This window comes from Arthrobacter sp. Hb9-2, from assembly GCF_059091165.1.
The window spans coordinates 23354-40770 of record NZ_JBNHGJ010000032.1; the positions used below are offsets into that span (position 1 = coordinate 23354).

The 17417-nt window shown below is 64.5% G+C and carries 18 protein-coding genes and 1 tRNA gene; 4 read left to right on the forward strand and 15 right to left on the reverse strand.

Going from position 1 to position 17417, the window contains the following annotated elements; all coding sequences use genetic code 11:
- Positions 1 to 153: 153 nt before the first annotated feature.
- Positions 154 to 972 carry a ParA family protein gene (locus tag AC5RV1_RS16635; protein WP_493995318.1) on the forward strand — a complete coding sequence of 273 codons (819 nt, stop codon included), beginning with the start codon at positions 154 to 156 and terminating at the stop codon, positions 970 to 972.
- 79 nt (positions 973 to 1051) lie between these two features.
- Here AC5RV1_RS16635 and AC5RV1_RS16640 read toward each other — a convergent pair whose 3' ends face one another.
- The 5 genes from AC5RV1_RS16640 to gcvH form a co-directional block, all read right to left on the reverse strand.
- Positions 1052 to 1645: a MerR family transcriptional regulator gene (locus AC5RV1_RS16640; protein WP_493948801.1), complete on the reverse strand. Its 594-nt coding sequence runs from the start codon at positions 1643 to 1645 to the stop codon at positions 1052 to 1054.
- A 236-nt stretch (positions 1646 to 1881) separates the two neighbouring features.
- Positions 1882 to 2385, reverse strand: a complete 504-nt coding sequence (locus AC5RV1_RS16645) for a bifunctional nuclease family protein (protein WP_138135016.1) — start codon at positions 2383 to 2385, stop codon at positions 1882 to 1884.
- Positions 2385 to 3101: a transcriptional regulator FtsR gene (gene ftsR / locus AC5RV1_RS16650; RefSeq protein ID WP_493948802.1), complete on the reverse strand. Its 717-nt coding sequence runs from the start codon at positions 3099 to 3101 to the stop codon at positions 2385 to 2387. Before ftsR ends, AC5RV1_RS16645 begins: the two co-directional genes overlap by 1 nt.
- A 23-nt stretch (positions 3102 to 3124) precedes the next feature.
- Positions 3125 to 3601: an FHA domain-containing protein gene (locus tag AC5RV1_RS16655; protein ID WP_493995319.1), complete on the reverse strand. Its 477-nt coding sequence runs from the start codon at positions 3599 to 3601 to the stop codon at positions 3125 to 3127.
- 153 nt (positions 3602 to 3754) lie between these two features.
- A complete protein-coding gene (gene gcvH / locus AC5RV1_RS16660) occupies positions 3755 to 4141 on the reverse strand; it encodes a glycine cleavage system protein GcvH (RefSeq protein ID WP_163162994.1) in 387 nt (128 codons plus the stop codon).
- Between the two features lie 163 nt (positions 4142 to 4304).
- Here gcvH and AC5RV1_RS16665 point away from each other — a divergent pair, with 163 nt between their 5' ends.
- Positions 4305 to 5174 carry an Fpg/Nei family DNA glycosylase gene (locus tag AC5RV1_RS16665; RefSeq protein WP_493995320.1) on the forward strand — a complete coding sequence of 290 codons (870 nt, stop codon included), beginning with the start codon at positions 4305 to 4307 and terminating at the stop codon, positions 5172 to 5174.
- Positions 5175 to 5242: 68 nt separating this feature from the next.
- Here the strand turns inward: AC5RV1_RS16665 and AC5RV1_RS16670 are convergent.
- The 10 genes from AC5RV1_RS16670 to AC5RV1_RS16715 all read right to left on the reverse strand — a co-directional run bounded on the left by AC5RV1_RS16670 (position 5243) and on the right by AC5RV1_RS16715 (position 14876).
- Positions 5243 to 5319: transfer RNA gene (locus AC5RV1_RS16670), tRNA-Pro, on the reverse strand.
- 159 nt (positions 5320 to 5478) lie between these two features.
- The gene (gene der, locus AC5RV1_RS16675) at positions 5479 to 7029 is read right to left on the reverse strand and encodes a ribosome biogenesis GTPase Der (protein ID WP_493948804.1); all 1551 of its coding nucleotides are present in this window, start codon (positions 7027 to 7029) and stop codon (positions 5479 to 5481) included.
- A 10-nt stretch (positions 7030 to 7039) separates the two neighbouring features.
- Positions 7040 to 7720, reverse strand: a complete 681-nt coding sequence (locus tag AC5RV1_RS16680; protein ID WP_493995337.1) for a lysophospholipid acyltransferase family protein — start codon at positions 7718 to 7720, stop codon at positions 7040 to 7042.
- 46 nt (positions 7721 to 7766) lie between these two features.
- Positions 7767 to 8480: a (d)CMP kinase gene (gene cmk, locus AC5RV1_RS16685; RefSeq protein WP_493995321.1), complete on the reverse strand. Its 714-nt coding sequence runs from the start codon at positions 8478 to 8480 to the stop codon at positions 7767 to 7769.
- A complete protein-coding gene (locus AC5RV1_RS16690) occupies positions 8480 to 9589 on the reverse strand; it encodes a prephenate dehydrogenase (protein ID WP_493995322.1) in 1110 nt (369 codons plus the stop codon). Before AC5RV1_RS16690 ends, cmk begins: the two co-directional genes overlap by 1 nt.
- 3 nt (positions 9590 to 9592) lie before the next feature.
- Positions 9593 to 10801, reverse strand: coding sequence for a pseudouridine synthase (locus AC5RV1_RS16695; protein WP_493995323.1), 1209 nt, complete (start codon positions 10799 to 10801; stop codon positions 9593 to 9595).
- Positions 10802 to 10915: 114 nt separating this feature from the next.
- Positions 10916 to 11578 (reverse strand): SMC-Scp complex subunit ScpB, encoded by a 663-nt coding sequence (gene scpB / locus AC5RV1_RS16700; RefSeq protein WP_493995324.1) that lies wholly within the window; start codon positions 11576 to 11578, stop codon positions 10916 to 10918.
- Positions 11575 to 12387, reverse strand: a complete 813-nt coding sequence (locus AC5RV1_RS16705; protein ID WP_493948809.1) for a segregation and condensation protein A — start codon at positions 12385 to 12387, stop codon at positions 11575 to 11577. The genes scpB and AC5RV1_RS16705 overlap by 4 nt, the downstream gene beginning before the upstream one ends.
- 7 nt (positions 12388 to 12394) lie before the next feature.
- On the reverse strand, positions 12395 to 13294 hold the full coding sequence (locus AC5RV1_RS16710) for a ParA family protein (protein ID WP_104045332.1): 900 nt from the start codon (positions 13292 to 13294) through the stop codon (positions 12395 to 12397).
- A gap of 235 nt (positions 13295 to 13529) precedes the next feature.
- On the reverse strand, positions 13530 to 14876 hold the full coding sequence (locus AC5RV1_RS16715) for a cation:dicarboxylate symporter family transporter (RefSeq protein WP_493995325.1): 1347 nt from the start codon (positions 14874 to 14876) through the stop codon (positions 13530 to 13532).
- Positions 14877 to 15041: 165 nt separating this feature from the next.
- On the opposite strand from AC5RV1_RS16715, the gene AC5RV1_RS16720 reads away from it, so the two are divergent.
- Together AC5RV1_RS16720 and AC5RV1_RS16725 are read left to right on the forward strand one after the other, a co-directional pair.
- A complete protein-coding gene (locus AC5RV1_RS16720) occupies positions 15042 to 16676 on the forward strand; it encodes a sensor histidine kinase (RefSeq protein ID WP_493995326.1) in 1635 nt (544 codons plus the stop codon).
- Positions 16673 to 17386 (forward strand): response regulator, encoded by a 714-nt coding sequence (locus AC5RV1_RS16725; RefSeq protein ID WP_493948812.1) that lies wholly within the window; start codon positions 16673 to 16675, stop codon positions 17384 to 17386. The genes AC5RV1_RS16720 and AC5RV1_RS16725 overlap by 4 nt, the downstream gene beginning before the upstream one ends.
- Positions 17387 to 17417 lie beyond the last annotated feature (31 nt).

Here is a 17417-nt window from a genome sequence, read left to right on the forward strand (position 1 = left end):
AGCACAGCTGGTGCCATGCCGACGCCCGTTAAAGCAGGAATCGCCGACGCATCCACATATGATGAGTAGGGCGGCAGGACCGTCCGGCTTCGGCACTGCCGGAGCAAACATTACTCCCAACACGGCATCCGGCGTTAGGTTTTGGTCTCTCAAGTGCAAGTAGTCAGCATCAGCAGCCTCAAGGGTGGAGTCGGCAAGACTTCCGTCACCACAGGATTGGCGTCTGCAGCCCTTGCCGCAGGCATCCGCACGCTGGTGGTGGATCTTGATCCCCATGCAGACGCGACCACCGCCCTGGGCGTGCAGCCGGGCGACCAGCTCGATATCGGCAGGATGCTCAAAAGCCCCCGCCGAGCCAAGCTCGCCGAGAATGTGGTGGGCAGCAGCTGGACGGAACGGGCCCCTTCCAACGGCTCCGGTTCAGCGGTCCTGGACGTCGCCGTCGGCTCTGCCTACACGGGAATCTACGACCGGCCGGACCTCAGCCGCCGCGACCTGCGGCGGTTGTCTTCGGTGTTGGCCGCCCCAGACAACTACCAGCTCGTCCTGATCGACTGCCCGCCGTCCCTGAATGGCCTGACCCGGATGGCCTGGTCAGCCAGCGACAAGGTGGCCCTCGTTGCCGAACCGGGGCTGTTTTCCGTTGCCGGTACCGAACGGACCATGAGGGCCATCCAGCTTTTCCGCCAGGAGTTTGCGCCAAACCTTTCACCGGCCGGCATCATAGCCAACCGGGTGCGGTCAGGGTCCTCCGAGCACACCTACCGGCTGGCAGAGATGGAGTCGATGTTCGGCGAGCTCCTTTTGAGCCCACGAATCCCGGAACAGGCGAACTGGCAGCAAATCCAGGGCGCCGCCCACCCGGTGCACCATTGGCCCGGCGACTCAGCCAAGGCCGCCGCGGCCCTGTTCGATGACCTGCTGGCCAACGTGATGGCGGTAGGCAGCGGCCTGCGCAGCCGGGCCAGGTAGGAGAAGGAACGTCAACAGCAGAGGCCGCTCTCCCCGTGGAGAGCGGCCTCTGCTGTTAAGTTGAACCCGTAGTGCAGCGTCAGCTGATCTTGCGGGCTGCCCGCCGCTTGCTCAGTTCGTCGTCGGGAAAGGGCTGCTCCGTGGCATGTTCGCTCGGGAGCGACGCAAGGCTGCCTTCCACCTCGCGCCACACGCGGCCAACGGCGATGCCGAACACGCCCTGGCCACCCTGGACGAGGTCGATGACTTCGTCCGCGGACGTGCACTCGTAAACGCTGGCGCCATCGCTCATCAGCGTGATCTGGGCCAGGTCCTCCACGCCGCGTTCACGCAGGTGTTCGACGGCCGTGCGGATCTGCTGCAGCGACACACCGGTGTCCAGCAGTCGCTTGACGACCTTGAGGACGAGGATATCGCGGAAGCCGTAGAGCCGCTGGGATCCCGAGCCGGCCGCACCGCGGACGGCGGGTTCGACAAGCCCGGTGCGCGCCCAGTAATCCAGCTGGCGGTAGGTGATGCCTGCTGCCTTGCAGGCGGTGGGACCCCGGTAGCCGGCGTCTTCATCCAGGACGGGCAGGTCTTCGGTGAACAGGAGGCCCTGGGCACCGCTTGCGGGCACAGCAACACCGGCCGTGGGCTGCTTCAGCCCGCCTGCTTCGCCTTTGGGACTCACCTGGATCCTCCTTGTCATAAGCTCCCCGAGAAGAACTGCAGCAGCTTTAACAGGAATGAAGATCATGCCTGTAATTTCCGCGGGGCGCACCTTCCAGTGTGACCTGCGCGGCTGCTGTAAGCAATGGGAACTCGATACTTAGACGTTAGGCCCGCGGGGACCCAAGGTCAAAGACGTTGGGTCCTTCGAAGAGGCGTGTCGAAACTTTCATCCTCAACTTTAACCTTAACGTGACCTTAGCCGTCGAAATCCTCGGGTTCCACGTCGTCCAGGAACTCCCGGAACCGGCGCAGTTCGCGCTCTTCGTCGACGGTAGGGCCGGGCTCCGTGTCCTCGCCTTCATCGTGCTCCGTGATCCGAACGCCGGCCTCGTCCATCACGGAATCCGCGCACCAGATCCGGCACTTGGCCCGAAGGGCGACGGCGAGGGCATCGGAAGCGCGCGAACTGACGGTGGTGCCGTTCTCGAACTGGAGTTGGCCGTAGAAGATGTTGTCCTCCACCGCCACAATGTTCACGCTGACCACGGAGTGGCCCAGCGACTCCACCACGTCCACCAGAAGGTCGTGCGTCATGGGCCGTGGCGGAACCACACCCTGCTGGGCAAGGGCGATGGCGCTTGCTTCAGGGGTGCCGATCCAGATGGGCACGTGGCGTTCCCCATGCATCTCCCGCAGGAGGACCAGTGGCTGGTTGGAAGGCAGTTCGATCCGAACGCCTACGATCTCGACTTCAATCATCAGATGTCCATGCGTGAGATGTGGTCCTGCACCAGAGCCCGGTGCAGGGTGAGGCAGAGGTCGCTGATTTCGCGGGCAGCCTCAGCCGCCCGCGCCTGGGAAGCGGCGTCCTTGCGGGAAGCAAGCGGCGCCACGGCGCGTTCCACAAGACCGAACTCCCTCTCAGCAGCTGCCTGGAAGGGCCGGAGGTGGCGGGGTTCGAGCCCGTGGCTTTCCAGCTGCACGCAGGCCCTGGCCACCTGCAGGGCGTGTTCATCAAACTGCCCGTTGGAGTGGCTGATGAGGCCGAAACTCAGGAGGGCCTGGAGCAGGGGTACGCTGGCCCCGGACTCGGTGCGCAGCTGCTCTTCGGTCAGCGTGCGCCCCCGGCTCTGGAGTTCAGCGGCCAGTTCGTCCGAGACAATGCGCGGGGACACCACAACGCCTGGCGGCAGGTTTTCGGGGCGTTCTCCCCTGTCGATGGCGTCCAGGTAGTCCTTGATGACCTTCAGGGGAAGGTACTGGTCCCGCTGCAAAGCCAGGACGAAACGCAACCGCTCCACGTCGCCGTCGGAATACTGCCGGTAGCCCGCCGGGGTGCGGCGGGGATTGATCAGCCCTTTTTCCTCGAGGAACCTGATTTTCGACGCTGTCATGCCGGGGAAGTCGCCGCTAAGCTGGGCGAGGACTTCCCCAATGTTCAGGACCTGCGGTCCCCGGCGTTCCGGTTGTGCCATTGCCACAGGCAGCGGTCCCCGGATCAGCCGCGGCCTGCAGCGCTGGCAGGGCTCAGGTAGAAGGTGAGGCGGAACTTGCCGATCTGGACTTCACTGCCGGACTTGAGCTCGACGCTGTCCACGCGGTCGTGATTAACATACGTGCCGTTCAGGCTGTTCTTGTCCACTACCTCGAAGCTCCGGGCGGTACGCCGGAATTCGACGTGCCGGCGGGAGACCGTGACGTCGTCCAGGAAGATGTCCGCGTCGGGGTGGCGGCCGGCGGTGGTGACGTCGGAGTCCAGCAGGAAGCGGGCACCGGCGTTCGGGCCGCTGTGAGCAACGAGGAGTGCAGACCCAGCCGGCAGTGCCTCGACGGAATTGCGCTCTTCGGATGACAGCTTGGGGGCGATAGTGGGTTCATCCCGCACCGGGGTGAGGTGGATCGAGGTGGTCTCCGACGCCCTGGCCGCACCATTGCCGCATTCCCCATCGGCAGGGTTGTGTGTGTGGCCAGCCATGGATTCCTCCTCTTCCGCTGCAGCTCTGACGCCTGCAATTAACATTTGCCGTCCGGGCCTGCCGCGCAGGTCCGGCACCGGCTCCCGATCCGGCCTGACGTGCGAAGACGTGGCGTCTGCGCCGCTGGCCGAACCGGATTTACCGGATAGCTTTTAGCCTACCTGTTGTTCGTACTCGGATGCACTGAGCAACGACTCAACAGCGTCTGCTTCGGCAAGTTTGACTTCGATAAGCCAGCCGTCGCCATAGGGATCGGTGTTGATCAGCGCCGAGTCCGTGTCGAGGGATTCATTGCGCGCCACTACCTCACCGGTGACCGGCGCGTAGATGTCACTGACGCTTTTGGTGGATTCAACCTCGCCCACAACCTCGTTTGCCGTAATCTTGGTGCCCACTTCCGGCATCTGGGCGTAAACCACATCGCCGAGGGCGTCCTGGGCGAAGTCGGTGATACCCACGCGCACCACACCGTCGGCACTGGGAGCAGAAACCCACTCATGTTCGGCGGTATAGGACAGGTCTTCGGGAATGTTGCTCATCAGGGGCCTTTCATGGGGTCGATCACCAATGTCAACGGGGCCCAAACAGGCCGCCGCTGAAAGTATAGGCACAACTGCCGGGGCGTTCGCCGGGGATTCTGACAAGATGGGACCCATGAGCGCACGCACCCTTCCAGCACTCCTGGAAGCGGCGGGGTAAGCCATGCCGGAACTTCCGGAGGTGGCCGGCCTGGCTGAATTTCTTGATGAGCACCTGCGGGGAACTTCGGTAACCAAGGTGCAGATCGTTTCCTTCGCCGTGCTCAAGACAGCGGATCCGCCATTCAATGCGTTGGAGGGCCGGACCGTGACCGGAGTGCGGCGCTTCGGCAAGTTCGTCAGCATCGACACCGGCGGGATCTCGCTGGTGTTCCATCTGGCCAGGGCGGGCTGGGTGCGCTTCACGGACTCTCCCACCGATGCACAGCTGCGGATGGGCAAGGGCCACATCGCGGCGCGTTTTGCCTTTACCGGCCCGGAAGGGCCACGAGGCATCGACCTCACCGAGGCGGGAACCAAGAAGAGCCTGGCCGTCTACGTGGTGCGGGATCCCCAGGACGTGCCGGGCATCGCCACCCTTGGGCCGGACCCATTCACCGAGGCGTTCGACGCCGACATGTTGGCTGAAATCCTCGCCGGCAGTTCGCAGCAGATCAAGGGGCTCCTGAGGAGCCAGAGCGTGATCGCCGGCATTGGCAACGCGTACAGTGACGAGATTCTTCACGCCGCAAGGATTTCACCATTCGCAACTGCGAAGTCGCTGGATCGGGAAGCGGTGCAGGTCCTCTATGATTCCATCCACGATGTGCTCGGCACCGCCCTGGCAGAAGCCAGCGGCAAGCCGCCCAAGGACCTGAAAGACGTCAAGCGCAGCCACATGCGGGTCCATGCCCGGACCGGCGAGCCGTGCCCGGTGTGCGGGGACACCGTGCGGGAGGTATCTTTTGCCGATACTGCACTGCAGTACTGCCCCACCTGCCAGACGAAGGGCAAGATCCTGGCCGACCGCAGGACATCCAAATTCCTCAAGTAGGGCAAAACCATAAGTGCCGAAAACAAAAAAACCGGAACCACGCGTTTCCGCGTGGTTCCGGTCCTTTATGGTCGGGCTGACAGGATTTGAACCTGCGACCCCTTGACCCCCAGTCAAGTGCGCTACCAAGCTGCGCTACAGCCCGTTAGTTCCGCCGTTCTCCGCTGTGCTTCATCCCCGGGCTAACCCGGGAATTTCCACCAGCAGTCCGGCCGAACCACCTAGAAGAGCTTACACGATTCCGGAGGGTGCAAGTGACACTTTCCGGCTTTCGCAGCTCCGTGTGTCGCGGAGATCACGACGCTTAGCGCTTCTTGCCGCGCTTTTCCCGCACCCGCATGTTGACCTCGATGGGGGTGCCCTCAAAACCAAAGGTTTCGCGCAGCCGGCGGGTGATGAAGCGCCGGTATCCGGGGTCCAGGAATCCGGTGGTGAACAGCACGAACTTCGGCGGCCTGCTCGAGGCCTGGGTGCCGAAGAGGATGCGCGGCTGCTTGCCGCCGCGGACGGGGTGCGGGTGTGCGGCCACGAGCTCGCCGAGGAAGGCGTTCAGGCGGCCGGTGGCAATGCGCTTGTCCCAGTTTTCCAGCGCCAGGTCCAGGGCAGGAACCAGGCGGTCCTTGTGCCACCCGGTCTTGGCAGAAATGTTGACGCGGGGCGCCCACTCCACGTGGGCCAGGTCCTGTTCAATCTCACGCTCGAGGTAGCGCCGGCGTTCGTCGTCGAGCAAGTCCCACTTGTTGAAGGCGAGCACCAGGGCGCGGCCTGACTCGATGGCGAGCTGCAGGATCCGGACGTCCTGCTCGCTGAGGACCTCGTCCACGGCGAGGAGCACGACGGCGACCTCCGCCTTCTCGAGCGCGGCCTGGGTCCGCAGGGAGGCGTAGTAGTCCGCGCCCTGGGCCATGTGCTGGCGACGGCGGATGCCTGCTGTGTCCACGAACCGCCAGGTGCGGCCGCCGAGTTCGATGAATTCATCCACCGGGTCGCGGGTAGTGCCGGCAGTGTTGTCCACCACCACGCGCTCGGTACCGGCCAGCTTGTTCAGCAGGGACGACTTGCCCACGTTGGGGCGCCCGATCAGCGCGATGCGGCGGGGGCCGCCGGAACGTTCCAGTCCTTCGATGGTGGAGAACTCGGGAAGGGTATCCATCACGTGGTCAAGCAAGTCGGCCACGCCCCGGCCGTGCAGCGCGGAGACCGGGTAGGGCTCGCCGAAACCGAGTCCCCACAGCGCAGCGGAGTCGGCCTCCTGGGCGAAGTCATCCACTTTGTTGGCCACCATGATGACGGGCTTCTTGCTGCGGCGCAGCATCTTCATCACGCCTTCGTCGGTGGCGGTGGCACCGACCGCGGAGTCGACGACGAACAGGACTGCGTCCGCGAGCTCCACGGCCATCTCGGCCTGCTCCGCTACGCGGGCGTGGATGCCGCGGGCGTCGTGTTCCCAGCCGCCGGTGTCCACGAGGGTGAAGTTTCGCCCGTTCCAGTTGGCGGAGTACATCACGCGGTCACGGGTGACGCCAGGGGTGTCTTCCACCACTGCTTCGCGGCGGCCAAGGATTCGGTTGACCAGGGTGGACTTGCCCACGTTGGGACGTCCGATAATGGCCAGGACCGGATCGAGCTTGACCGGACCGTCATAGTCCTCATCGTCGTATTCACCGCTGAGCAGCGCGGCGTCGTCCTCGTCAAGCTCGTAGTCCTCCAGGCCGGCCCGGAGTGACGCAGCACGGAGTTCGGCTTCGTCGTCGTCTATCGCTGCCAGCCGCTCGGCCACCTGGTCGGTGCCGGAGGGGGTGTATTCGTCATCGCCGGCGCCGGAGTGGCCGGAAGTTTGGGTTGTATCGCTCATTGCGTTGTCCTTAGTGGTCATCTGCCGGCGTCCCGGCTACTGCTGTGAAGTCTTTGGAAAAATCTGCCGCCGGCAAGGGCTGCCCCGTGAGCTGGATGGAATCCCGCACGTGCCCTGACAATGCGGCCCGGATCTCCAGCGCCGCCCTGTCCATTGAAGCACGCCCGCTTTCCCCGGCCCTGCGGCCCAGCGTCAGCGCATTACCGAAGCTGACGTGGAAACGCCTGCCAGGCCGCGGCACCGAATCGAGGTGCTCGTTGCCCTTGCGCGTGCCCAGGATCGCGACGGGCACCACCGGAGCGCCGGAGTTCAACGCGAGCCAGGCAACGCCGCCGTTGATGTCGGCCGCTGCCCCGCTCCCCCGCGTACCTTCGGGAAGAATCCCGACGCAACGTCCGGCGTCGAGCACTTCCTTGCAGCGCTGCAGCGCAGCACGGTCCCCCGTGCGGTCAACAGGCAGCTGCCCGGACGCTGTCAGCACCCGGCCCAGGAAGCCTTTGAACATCTCCTGTTTCACCAGGATGTGCATGGGCCGCGGCGACGCGCCGAACATCACCGGCCCGTCCAGGAAGCTGATGTGGTTGCCGGCAAAAATCACCGGCCCGCCGGTGGGAACGTTGTCCCGGCCCGTGACGGACGTCCGGTACACCAGGTGGTCAAGGGCCCAGCCAACAGGCCTGCTCCAGGCCATGGTCCAACCGGACGGGATCTCCGGCCTGGACTTTCCGACGATTGGCTCAGTCACGGTTCAGGACCTTGGTCACAATCACGAGGGCCGCAGCAACCGTCTGGTCGAAGTCCAGGTCCGAGGAATCCAGGGTGACCACGCCGGAAGCAGCCTGCGTGAAGTTGACCACTGTGGAGTCTTTGGCGTCGCGGTGGGTCACCTGGGCCGCCAGTTGCTCGGCATCCTGGGTGCCGCCGAGCTGGATTCCGCGCCGGCGCAGCCGTGCTTCCTCGCTGGCGGTCAGCAGCATCCGCACTTCAGCCCCGGGCGCAACGACGGTGGTGATGTCCCTGCCTTCCACGACGATTCGGCGGTGGTGCTTTTCGATCAGTTCGCGCTGGCGCCGGATAAGCTCGGTCCTGGCTCCCAGGGTGGTGGCCACGGCACTGACAGCGGATGAGATGGCAGGCTCACGGATTGCGTTGGTGACGTCGATCCCGTCCACCCGGACGTACTCCACCTGGGGGCTTGTACTCAGGTCCAGGACCAGGTCCCGGGACGCCTGCTCCACGGACGCACTGTCCTCCAGGTCGATGCCTTTCGTGACGCAGAACCACGTCAATGCCCGGTACATGGCACCGGTGTCCAGATAGGCGAGCCGGAGCCTGCGGGCCACTTCCTTGCTGACACTGGACTTTCCGGAGCCCGACGGCCCGTCGATGGCCACCACCAGCGGCCTGCCGATCCGGAGGGCAGGCAGGGTGTCAAGAAGTTCTTGTGTCATTACTGGAGTACCCGCCATCCGCGGTCGTTAAGTGCTTCGATCAGGTGGTCATGCTTGTTCGGCAACACGGAGATTTCCACCATACCCACGTTCTGGCCCGAGGAGTGGTCCAGGCGCAGGTCCTCCAGGTTTACGCCGATCTCCCCGATTTCCGTGAGGAGACGGGCAATCTGGCCCGGCTTATCGTCCACCAGGACGGTAAGCCACGAATACGCCTGGGGAGGTCCGCCGTGCTTGCCCGGAATCCGGGCCTGGCCGGCATTGCCTTCACTCATCAGCTGTGCGAGGTCAAGGCGGGCACCCGGTGCGGTGGGCTCCTCCAGAGTGCCGATCAGGCGGTTGAGGTCCTCCCGCACGCCGTAAAGGATCTCCACCACCTTGGCGGCATTGCCGCCCAGGATCTGTACCCAGAGGGAGGGATCACTGGCTGCGATCCGGGTGACGTCGCGCAGTCCGTTGCCCGCAAGGGACAACGCGTGCAGCGGAGTTCCCTGCAGTCGGCTGGCCAAGAGCGATGACATGACCTGCGGCAGGTGCGATACCAGGGCCACAGCTTCGTCGTGTTCGTCCGCGGTGAACTGGGAAACAACCGCCCCCAGGTCCATGGCCAGTGAACGGGCCGTCTGGAGGGCTGCGCCGGAGGTTTCCTCCGACGGGCACACCACCCAGGGCATAGAGGTGAAGAGCTCCCCGCGGGCTGCAACCGGCCCGGACTTTTCCCGTCCGGCCATAGGGTGTGTGCCCACATAGCGGGAGAGGTCCACGCCGCGGCTGCGCAGCGCCGAGAGGATCTCCGCCTTGACACTTGCGATGTCCACCACCACGGAATCCGGGTAGTCAGCCAGCGCCTTTGCCACAACATCCGCCGTGACATCCGGCGGGGCAGCGACAACCACCAGCTGCGGCACAGCACCCGCAAGCCCGGCCAGGGGCTGGCCTGCACCAATATCCACCGCAACCGCCTGGTTGGTGGGCGAAGGGTCGGACAGGTAAACCGGAACGCCGCGGCCGCGCAGGCCCAGCCCGATGCTGGTGCCCAGCAGCCCCGTTCCGATCACCACCACGGGTCCGTCCAGGTGCCCGCGGCCCTGGCTGTGGAAAGCGGACATGCCTCAGAGCCCTACGGATGCCAGCAGATGGCCGACTTCCTGCTTGCCGAGGTTGCGGATGCTTCCCTGGCGCTGGTCACCCAAACCGATGGGTCCCACCTTGACGCGGACAAGCCGCAGGACCGGGAATCCGACGGCGTCGAACAACCGGCGGACGATGCGGTTCTTTCCCGAGTGCAGCACGACCTCGATCAGGACGTGGCCGGGAGTGGAGTCAACGAGGCGGAAGGAATCCACCGAGGCAAAGCCGTCCTCCAGTTCCACGCCTTCCTTTAGCTGGGCGCCGATTCCCTGCGGGAAGGGCCCCCGGACCTGGACCAGGTAGGTCTTGGGCACCTCATAGGAGGGGTGCGTCAGGCGGTTGGCAAGTTCGCCGTCGTTCGTCAGCAGCAACAGCCCTTCGGTGGCGACGTCGAGCCGGCCCACATGGAACAGGCGTTCGCCGTGCTGGTGGCGAAGGAAGTCACTGATGCACGGGCGGCCCTCGGGGTCCTCCATGGTGGAGACAACGCCCTTGGGCTTGTTAAACACCATGTACACCAGGTTCTCGTCCAACTGGATCCGCAGTCCGTCAACGTGGATGACGGCGGTCTTGGGATCGACGCGGACGCCGAGCTCGGTGACTACCTGGCCGTCCACTTCCACGCGGCCCTCGGCAATCATCTCCTCGCAGACGCGGCGTGACGCTACACCCGCGGAGGCCATGACCTTCTGCAGGCGCACGCCGTCGGCGTCGTGGAGTTCCGACTGGGGAACCTCGCCGCGAGGACCTTTCTTCCGGCTTGGCCGGCGGACCGGACCCAGGTTCTGGCCGAAACGTTCGCTGCCGAAAGCACGGGAAGCTGCCGCCCCCGGGGCACCGGTCCGTGGCTTTGGCTTCAGCGCGCCCGGCGTTCCCGGGGCCTTCTTGGCACCCGGCTTGCGTACTGCAGGCTTCCGGGATGAAGGCTTTGCAGATTTGGGTTCCGTTGCTCCACGGCCCCCCTGGCCACCGGCCGGAGCCTGGTCCGGATCGATAAACCGCTCCTCGCGCGGCTTGGGTGCGCGGTGCGGGCGGTCGCTGCCGAATCCGCCGCCACGATTGGCGGCCCCGCCGCGGAACCCGCCGCCGGAAGCACCGCCCTGTGAAGCGCTGCGCTGTGATGTGTTGCGTTCGGTACCGTCATGTCCCGAACCTTTACGTGGTGAACCCTGGCGTCCCGCCTGTGTCATGACCCGTCCTTCGATATGTTGACCGGAAAGGTGTCCAAGGACAACCTTAACCAGCCGTGCAGAAATAATCTGCCCTTATAAGTACTCTTGCGTGCTGCCAGGGCGGTGCCCTGGCTACATTCCTTCGGCGTCGTAGAACTCCGCAATACCGTCCAGCCCCGGGAGGTGTGGGGACAGCTGCGGCAGCTCAGCCACCGAACTGATTCCCATCCGCTCCAGGAAATATGAGGTGGTCCGGTAGAGGACCGCGCCGGACTCCGGATCCGTTCCCGAGTCCTCGATAAGTCCGCGCTGGGCGAGCGTCCGTACGACAGAGTCAACATTGACTCCCCTGATTGCGGAAACCCTGGCCCTGGAGACCGGCTGGCGGTATGCGATGACCGCGAGCGTTTCCAGGGCGGCCTGGGTAAGCCTGGCTGTTTGGCCCTCCAGCACATATTTGCCCACGATGTGGGCGAATTCAGTACGGGAGTAGATCCGCCAGCCGCCGGCGACCTTCCGCAATTCAAAACCCCGGGGGCTGGAGCCGAAACCAGTTCCACTGGCTTGATCCATATCCGGGGCTTTAACAGTATAGCCGCTATAATCCCGCTGAAGTTCTGCAAGCAGGGCACTGACCCCGTCAACGGGAAGTTCGAGTCCGGCAGCCAGTTCTTCCTCCGTGGCCGGTTGGTCAATGACCATCAGCACCGCTTCAAGGGCGGCTTTGGCCCCGCCCGGAAGGTTTGCGACGTCCGGCTTCCCTTCACTGGTACCTTCTGTTGCCTGCCCCGTCACAGCTGCTCCTCAAATTCTTCGCTCAGGTTTTCCGCCGACCATTCCCCGTTCCCGGCAGTCCAATGCACGGCCAGGTCCCCCAGCGGCGACAGCTGGTCGAAGGAAACCGCCTTGTCCCGGAACAGCTCCAGGAGGGCAAGGAACCGTGCAACCACCACCAGGGTGGACTCCGCATCAGCAATCAAGGCCCGGAAGGTCAGCGGTGATTCAACCTGAAGCCGCAGGCCCATCACTTCTGCCTGCTCCTTCACGCTGACATTGCCGCCGTGCAAGTGCGCCAGACCTACTTCTGTCTGCTTCGGAGCCTTGGGCTGCAGTGCGGCTTCGGCCAGGCGGGCGAACTGTTCCGGACTGTGTTTCCAGACCAGCTCGGGAAGCATGGCCGCGAAGTGTTCCTCCAGGGCGACCTGCCGGGGGAACCGCATGGCCTCCTGGTGGAGGGTTTCGCCGAGTAGTCCCGCCACGTGCTTGAAGGCCTTGTACTGGAGCAGCCGCGCGAAGAGCAGGTCCCGGGCTTCGAGCAGTGCAATGTCTTCATCGTTTTCAACTTCCCCCGCAGGAAGGAGCCGGGCAGCTTTGAGGTCCAGCAGTGTCGCGGCAATCACCAGGAATTCGCTGGCCTCGTCCAGGGCCCACTCCTCGCCCAGCTTCTGCAGGTTCCGGATGTACTTGATGAATTCGTCGGTCACCGTGGCGATGGCTACCTCGGTGATGTCCAGCTGGTGCTTGGCGATCAGGCCGAGCAGGAGGTCAAAGGGACCCGTGAAGTTGGCCAGCCGCACCTCAAAGCCGGGCTTGGATTCGGCCACCGGGTAGCTAGGGTGCGCCGCCGCGCGAGATCAGTTCCTTGGCGAGCCGGCGGTAGGCGTCGGCGCCCACGTGGTTGCCGGCGTAGCTGGTGATCGGCTCCGCGGCTACGGTGGCGTCGGCGAACTTGATGGAGCGCTTTATCACGGTCTCGAAGACCTTGTCGCCGAAGGCCTCCACCAACCGGGTAATGACCTCCCGGCTGTGCAGCGTCCGGGCGTCGTACATGGTGGCCAGCACGCCGTCCACCTGCAGGCGGGGGTTGAGCCTGTCCTGAACCTTGTCGATGGTCTCCACCAACAGCGCCACGGCACGGAGGGCAAAGAACTCGCAGATCAGCGGGATGATGACACCGTGCGCCGCGGTGAGGGCATTGACGGTCAGAAGGCCAAGGGACGGCTGGCAGTCGATGAGGACGACGTCGTAATCGTCTTCGACTTTCTTCAGGGCGCGGTCCAGGACCTGCTCGCGGGCCACCTCGTTGACCAACTGGACTTCAGCCGCCGAGAGGTCGATGTTTGCGGGCAGGAGGTCCACGTTTTCGACGCCGGTCTGGTGGATGGCATCGCGGATGTCCACCTTGCGGTCCATCAGCACGTTGTACACGGTGAGGTCGAGTTCATGCGGATTCACGCCCAGGCCGGCAGACAGGGCGCCCTGCGGATCGAAGTCGACCAAAAGAACGCGCCGGCCGTACTCAGCCAGCGCTGCAGCAAGGTTGATGGTGGACGTGGTCTTTCCGACGCCACCCTTTTGGTTCACCATGGCGATGACGCGGGCCGGACCGTGGGAGGCCAGGGGCGCAGGTTCCGGGAACTCGCGGTATGGGCGCCCCGTGGGTCCCATCACCGCGTCTTCCAGGTCGAATTGCGTGCCCTCCAGAGTTGCCGAACCCTGTTCGCTGCTCACGTATCTATCCACACTTTCGATGACGGTGATTTCCTGCCGCTGGCTGGCCAGCAACGCTCCTTCTTCTTCCCAAGGTTACAGCGCCCGACACGGTATTCCGGGCAACTTGACTTTCCCCGGATGTTGAGCCTTGACCCTCTAGCTGAGGTCGAAGGTTGCCTTTTTCCCCGGCACGCAACTGCCCCCGCAGCGAAAGGCTGCGGGGGCAGTTGCGGTGTCTGCGGGGTGCTGGGGCCTAGGCGTTCGCCGGCACCGGCCGCGCTTCGGTTTCACTATCTACAGGCTCCGCGTGGCCGGCAATCATGGTTTGCTCGTCGAAGGGCAGCTCACCGGAGAGCACCTGGGTGACCTGGCCGCCGTCGATCTCCTTGACCCACGTGCCAATGAGCACGGTGGCTACGGCGTTGCCGGTGAAGTTGGTCAGGGCGCGGGCCTCGGACATGAACCGGTCGATGCCCACGATCATGCCCACACCGCCCAGCAGCTCGGGCTTGTGGGCCTGCAGGCCGGCAGCCAGCGTGGCAAGGCCGGCACCGGTGACACCGGCTGCACCCTTGGAGGCAATGATCATGAAGATGAGCAGGGAGACCTGTGCGCCCAGGTCAAGCGGCGTGCCCATCGCGTTGGCAACGAACAGGGAGGCCATGGTCAGGTAGATGGCCGTTCCGTCAAGGTTGAAGGAGTAGCCGGTGGGCACCGTGACGCCCACAACGGGCTTGGAGACACCGAGGTGTTCCATCTTGGCGATCAGGCGGGGCAGGGCAGCTTCTGATGATGACGTGGAAAAGATGAGCAGGTACTCGCGGCCCAGGTATTTCATCAGCTTGAAAATGTTGACGCCCGTGACCACCTTGAGCAGGCCGCCGAGGATGATGACGATGAACAGGGCGCAGGTGATGTAGAAGGCAGCCATCAAGGTGAACATGCTGACAATTGCCTGGAATCCGGTGGCTCCCACGACGGCGGCGATGGCACCGAAGGCGCCTACGGGGGCAAGCCACATGATCATGATCAGGATGCGGAATACGAGGACCTGGCCGTGGCCGATTGCCTTGAGGGTGGGAGCGCCCTGCGGGCCCATCTTCTGGAGGGCAAACCCTACGAGGATTGCGGCAAAGAGGGTGGGGAGAACGGGAATATCTCCTGGAATGATGCCAAGGAGGAAGGCAACGGTGCTGTCTACTTCCGCCTTCTTGTTGGGGTCGTAGGGGGCAAGCTTCAGTCCCTCGCCCGGGTGGATCAAGTTGCCGACCACCAAGCCGATGGCGAGCGCGAACGTCGACATCAGGACGAAGTAGCCCAGCGCCAGGCCGCCTACCTTGCCTACGGTGGCAGCCTTCGCGATCGAGCCGATGCCCAGGACGATGGTGCAGAAGATGACCGGAGCGATCATCATCTTGATGAGTTTGATGAAGCCATCGCCGAGCGGCTTCATGGACTTGCCCACTTCAGGGAACATCAGTCCCACCAACGCGCCGAGGATGACGGCGGCGATAACAGCGATGTAGAGGTAGTGCGATTTGTCGATGCCCTTGCGCCGCGTCGTCACGGTGTCAAGCGACTCTCCTCGTTGAGAAGCCATGATGTGTCTCCTTTGGATAATCTGATAGACGCTGCGGCACAATCTCTGGGCTGAACGCGTCCTCCGGTGTGATATCCATCATTGGGCAGGTGGTGACCCAGCTCACCGTTGCGTTCATATTGGTCGTGGAGCACATATTTGTGCGGAAGATGCCGGGAGGTACAGATGATCCACCGCTGGAGTATCGCCCGACGGCTCTTCGTGGCGAACCTGCTGATTGTGGTGGCGTTTATCGCCATCGTTGGGTCGGCCACATACGTGGACGCCCGTGACCGTACCTATGACGAGGCCGGCCGGCGGATGGCAGGAATCGCGGCCTCGGTGGCGGCAAATCCGCTGGTTCTGGAAGCGGCTGCGGCTCCGGACCCCACGGCCCTCCTGCAGCCCTATACGCGCGACGTTATGGCCGCGGCCGACGTCGACTTCATCACCATCATGGCACCGGACCGTACCCGCTGGACCCATCCGCGTGACGAGGAGATAGGGCGCAGCTACATCGGCTCCGTTGACGCAGCACTCAAGGGTGAAACCTTCACCGAGGTCACCGCCGGCACCCTTGGGCCGTCCGTAAGGACCATCGTTCCGGTTAAGGATGCCGGCGGTGCGGTCAGGGCATTGGTGGCCGCCGGGGTGACAGTGGGAACCGTGGATGTTGCCTTCGCCGCCCGCCTGCCAGCCCTGTTGGCCATCGGCCTCGCCCTGCTGGTGGGCGGCTCCGTGGCATCCTGGCTGTTGGGCCGGTATCTGCGCCGTGTCACACGGGGCTGGGGGCCGGAGCAACTGGCGCAGTTGTTTGCCTACTACGAGTCCGTGCTGCACTCGGTGCGTGAGGGCCTGATCCTTATCGACACCAAAGGCAGTGTTGTTATGTACAACGACCAGGCAGCCGAACTGCTGGGCCTTGATGAAGCCGGCACCAGGGATCCCACCCGACCGCCATCGCTGGCCGACCTTCCCCTCGATGATGAACTCCGCGGCCTGTTCGAGTCCGGCCGCACAGCCAAGGACGAGATCGTCCTGGCCGGATCCCGGGTTCTGGTGGTGAACCAGGCCCCTGCCAAGGGGCCGGAAACCGCCGGCAGCCGTGGCAGGACCCCTGTGTACGGCACGGTGGCCACGCTGCGGGACCGGACCGAGATCGAGGCGCTGGGAAACGAGCTGGCAACCATGCGGACCCTCTCCGACGCGCTGCGGGCGCAGACCCACGAGCATGCAAACCGGCTCCATACGATGGTTTCACTACTGGAGCTTGGGCGCACCCAAGAGGCCTTGGACTTCGCCACCAAGGACCTTGAACTCAGCCAACAGCTAACGGATGACATGGTCAGCTCAGTGGACGAGCCGGTACTGGGCGCGCTGGTTATGGGCAAGGTAGCCGAAGCCCATGAGCGGGGCGTCCAGCTGGATGTCGCCACCCTGGGACCGGGTACGGCGGCAGGCATAGCCGTGCAGGACCTGGTCACTATCCTGGGGAACCTGCTGGACAACGCGATCGATGCCGCGGCGGAGGGTCCCGCTCCACGACGGGTGGAATTGACGGTGGAGTCCGATGAGGAAGGCCTCGACATCTCTGTCCACGACTCCGGAGCGCCGCTTGATCCATCCGCTGCCGGGAACATCTTCCGCCACGGATACAGTACAAAGCCGGCGGGCCCCGGCGGCCGGGGTATCGGGCTCGCCCTGGTGCGGCAGGCGGTACAGCGCCTGGGAGGTAGCCTGACCATCAACGGACGGCGCGGCGCCAAATTCGAAGTGTTCCTCCCCGCAGCGGTGCCGGCACAGAAGGAGCACGAACAGTGAGCAACATCCGGGTCCTCGTCGTCGAGGACGAAGCCATCGCGGCCGCCGCGCATGCAGCGTACGTGGGGCGGCTGCCGGGCTTCGAACTGGCCGGCACCGCCCCGGACGGCCAGTCTGCCCTGCGGCTCCTCAACGAGTTTGCTGCGGCAGGAAACCCGGTGGAACTTGTCCTGCTGGACATGAACCTGCCCGACCTTCACGGCCTGGACATCGCGCGGCGGATGAGGGCGGCGGGAATACTGGCGGACATCATCGCCATCACGGCCGTCCGTGAGCTGGCCATCGTACGCAGCGCAGTTGCCATCGGCGTTGTCCAGTACCTGATCAAGCCGTTCACCTACGCGACCTTCGCGGACAAGCTGGCAAGCTATCAGCAGTTCCGGCAGCAACTGGCGGGCCCGCAGGGCGGGTCCGGGAAGGCTGGAGCCTCCCAGACCGACGTGGACCAGGCCTTCGCCAGCCTGCGTGCACCCTCCGAGCTACCCTTGCCCAAGGGCCTTTCAGTTTCCACGCTGGCCTCCGTCCAGGAGTTCATGAAGCTGCAGAAGGGCGCCGTGTCCGCAACCGAGGTCATGGATGCGCTCGGCATGTCGCGGGTCACGGCGCGCCGCTACCTTGAGTATCTGGCGGACGCCGGAACGGTGTCCAGGACCGCCCGTTACGGCACCCCTGGGCGGCCGGAAAACGAATACCGTTGGGGCGGCCGCTGACCGGGCAGTAATTCCTGAGCTTGTCCGAATC

What these genes read in the sequence shown, in the direction of transcription:
- AC5RV1_RS16690 (WP_493995322.1), bottom strand. Translation starts at nt 9,589, where the DNA reads ATGTCCGCTTTCCACAGCCAGGGCCGCGGGCACCTGGACGGACCCGTG.
- AC5RV1_RS16665 (WP_493995320.1), top strand. Translation starts at nt 4,305, where the DNA reads ATGCCGGAACTTCCGGAGGTGGCCGGCCTGGCTGAATTTCTTGATGAG.
- ftsR (WP_493948802.1), bottom strand. Translation starts at nt 3,101, where the DNA reads ATGGCACAACCGGAACGCCGGGGACCGCAGGTCCTGAACATTGGGGAA.
- AC5RV1_RS16645 (WP_138135016.1), bottom strand. Translation starts at nt 2,385, where the DNA reads ATGATTGAAGTCGAGATCGTAGGCGTTCGGATCGAACTGCCTTCCAAC.
- AC5RV1_RS16715 (WP_493995325.1), bottom strand. Translation starts at nt 14,876, where the DNA reads ATGGCTTCTCAACGAGGAGAGTCGCTTGACACCGTGACGACGCGGCGC.
- AC5RV1_RS16720 (WP_493995326.1), top strand. Translation starts at nt 15,042, where the DNA reads ATGATCCACCGCTGGAGTATCGCCCGACGGCTCTTCGTGGCGAACCTG.
- AC5RV1_RS16680 (WP_493995337.1), bottom strand. Translation starts at nt 7,720, where the DNA reads ATGGCCTGGAGCAGGCCTGTTGGCTGGGCCCTTGACCACCTGGTGTAC.
- AC5RV1_RS16655 (WP_493995319.1), bottom strand. Translation starts at nt 3,601, where the DNA reads ATGGCTGGCCACACACACAACCCTGCCGATGGGGAATGCGGCAATGGT.
- AC5RV1_RS16695 (WP_493995323.1), bottom strand. Translation starts at nt 10,801, where the DNA reads ATGACACAGGCGGGACGCCAGGGTTCACCACGTAAAGGTTCGGGACAT.
- gcvH (WP_163162994.1), bottom strand. Translation starts at nt 4,141, where the DNA reads ATGAGCAACATTCCCGAAGACCTGTCCTATACCGCCGAACATGAGTGG.
- der (WP_493948804.1), bottom strand. Translation starts at nt 7,029, where the DNA reads ATGAGCGATACAACCCAAACTTCCGGCCACTCCGGCGCCGGCGATGAC.
- cmk (WP_493995321.1), bottom strand. Translation starts at nt 8,480, where the DNA reads ATGACACAAGAACTTCTTGACACCCTGCCTGCCCTCCGGATCGGCAGG.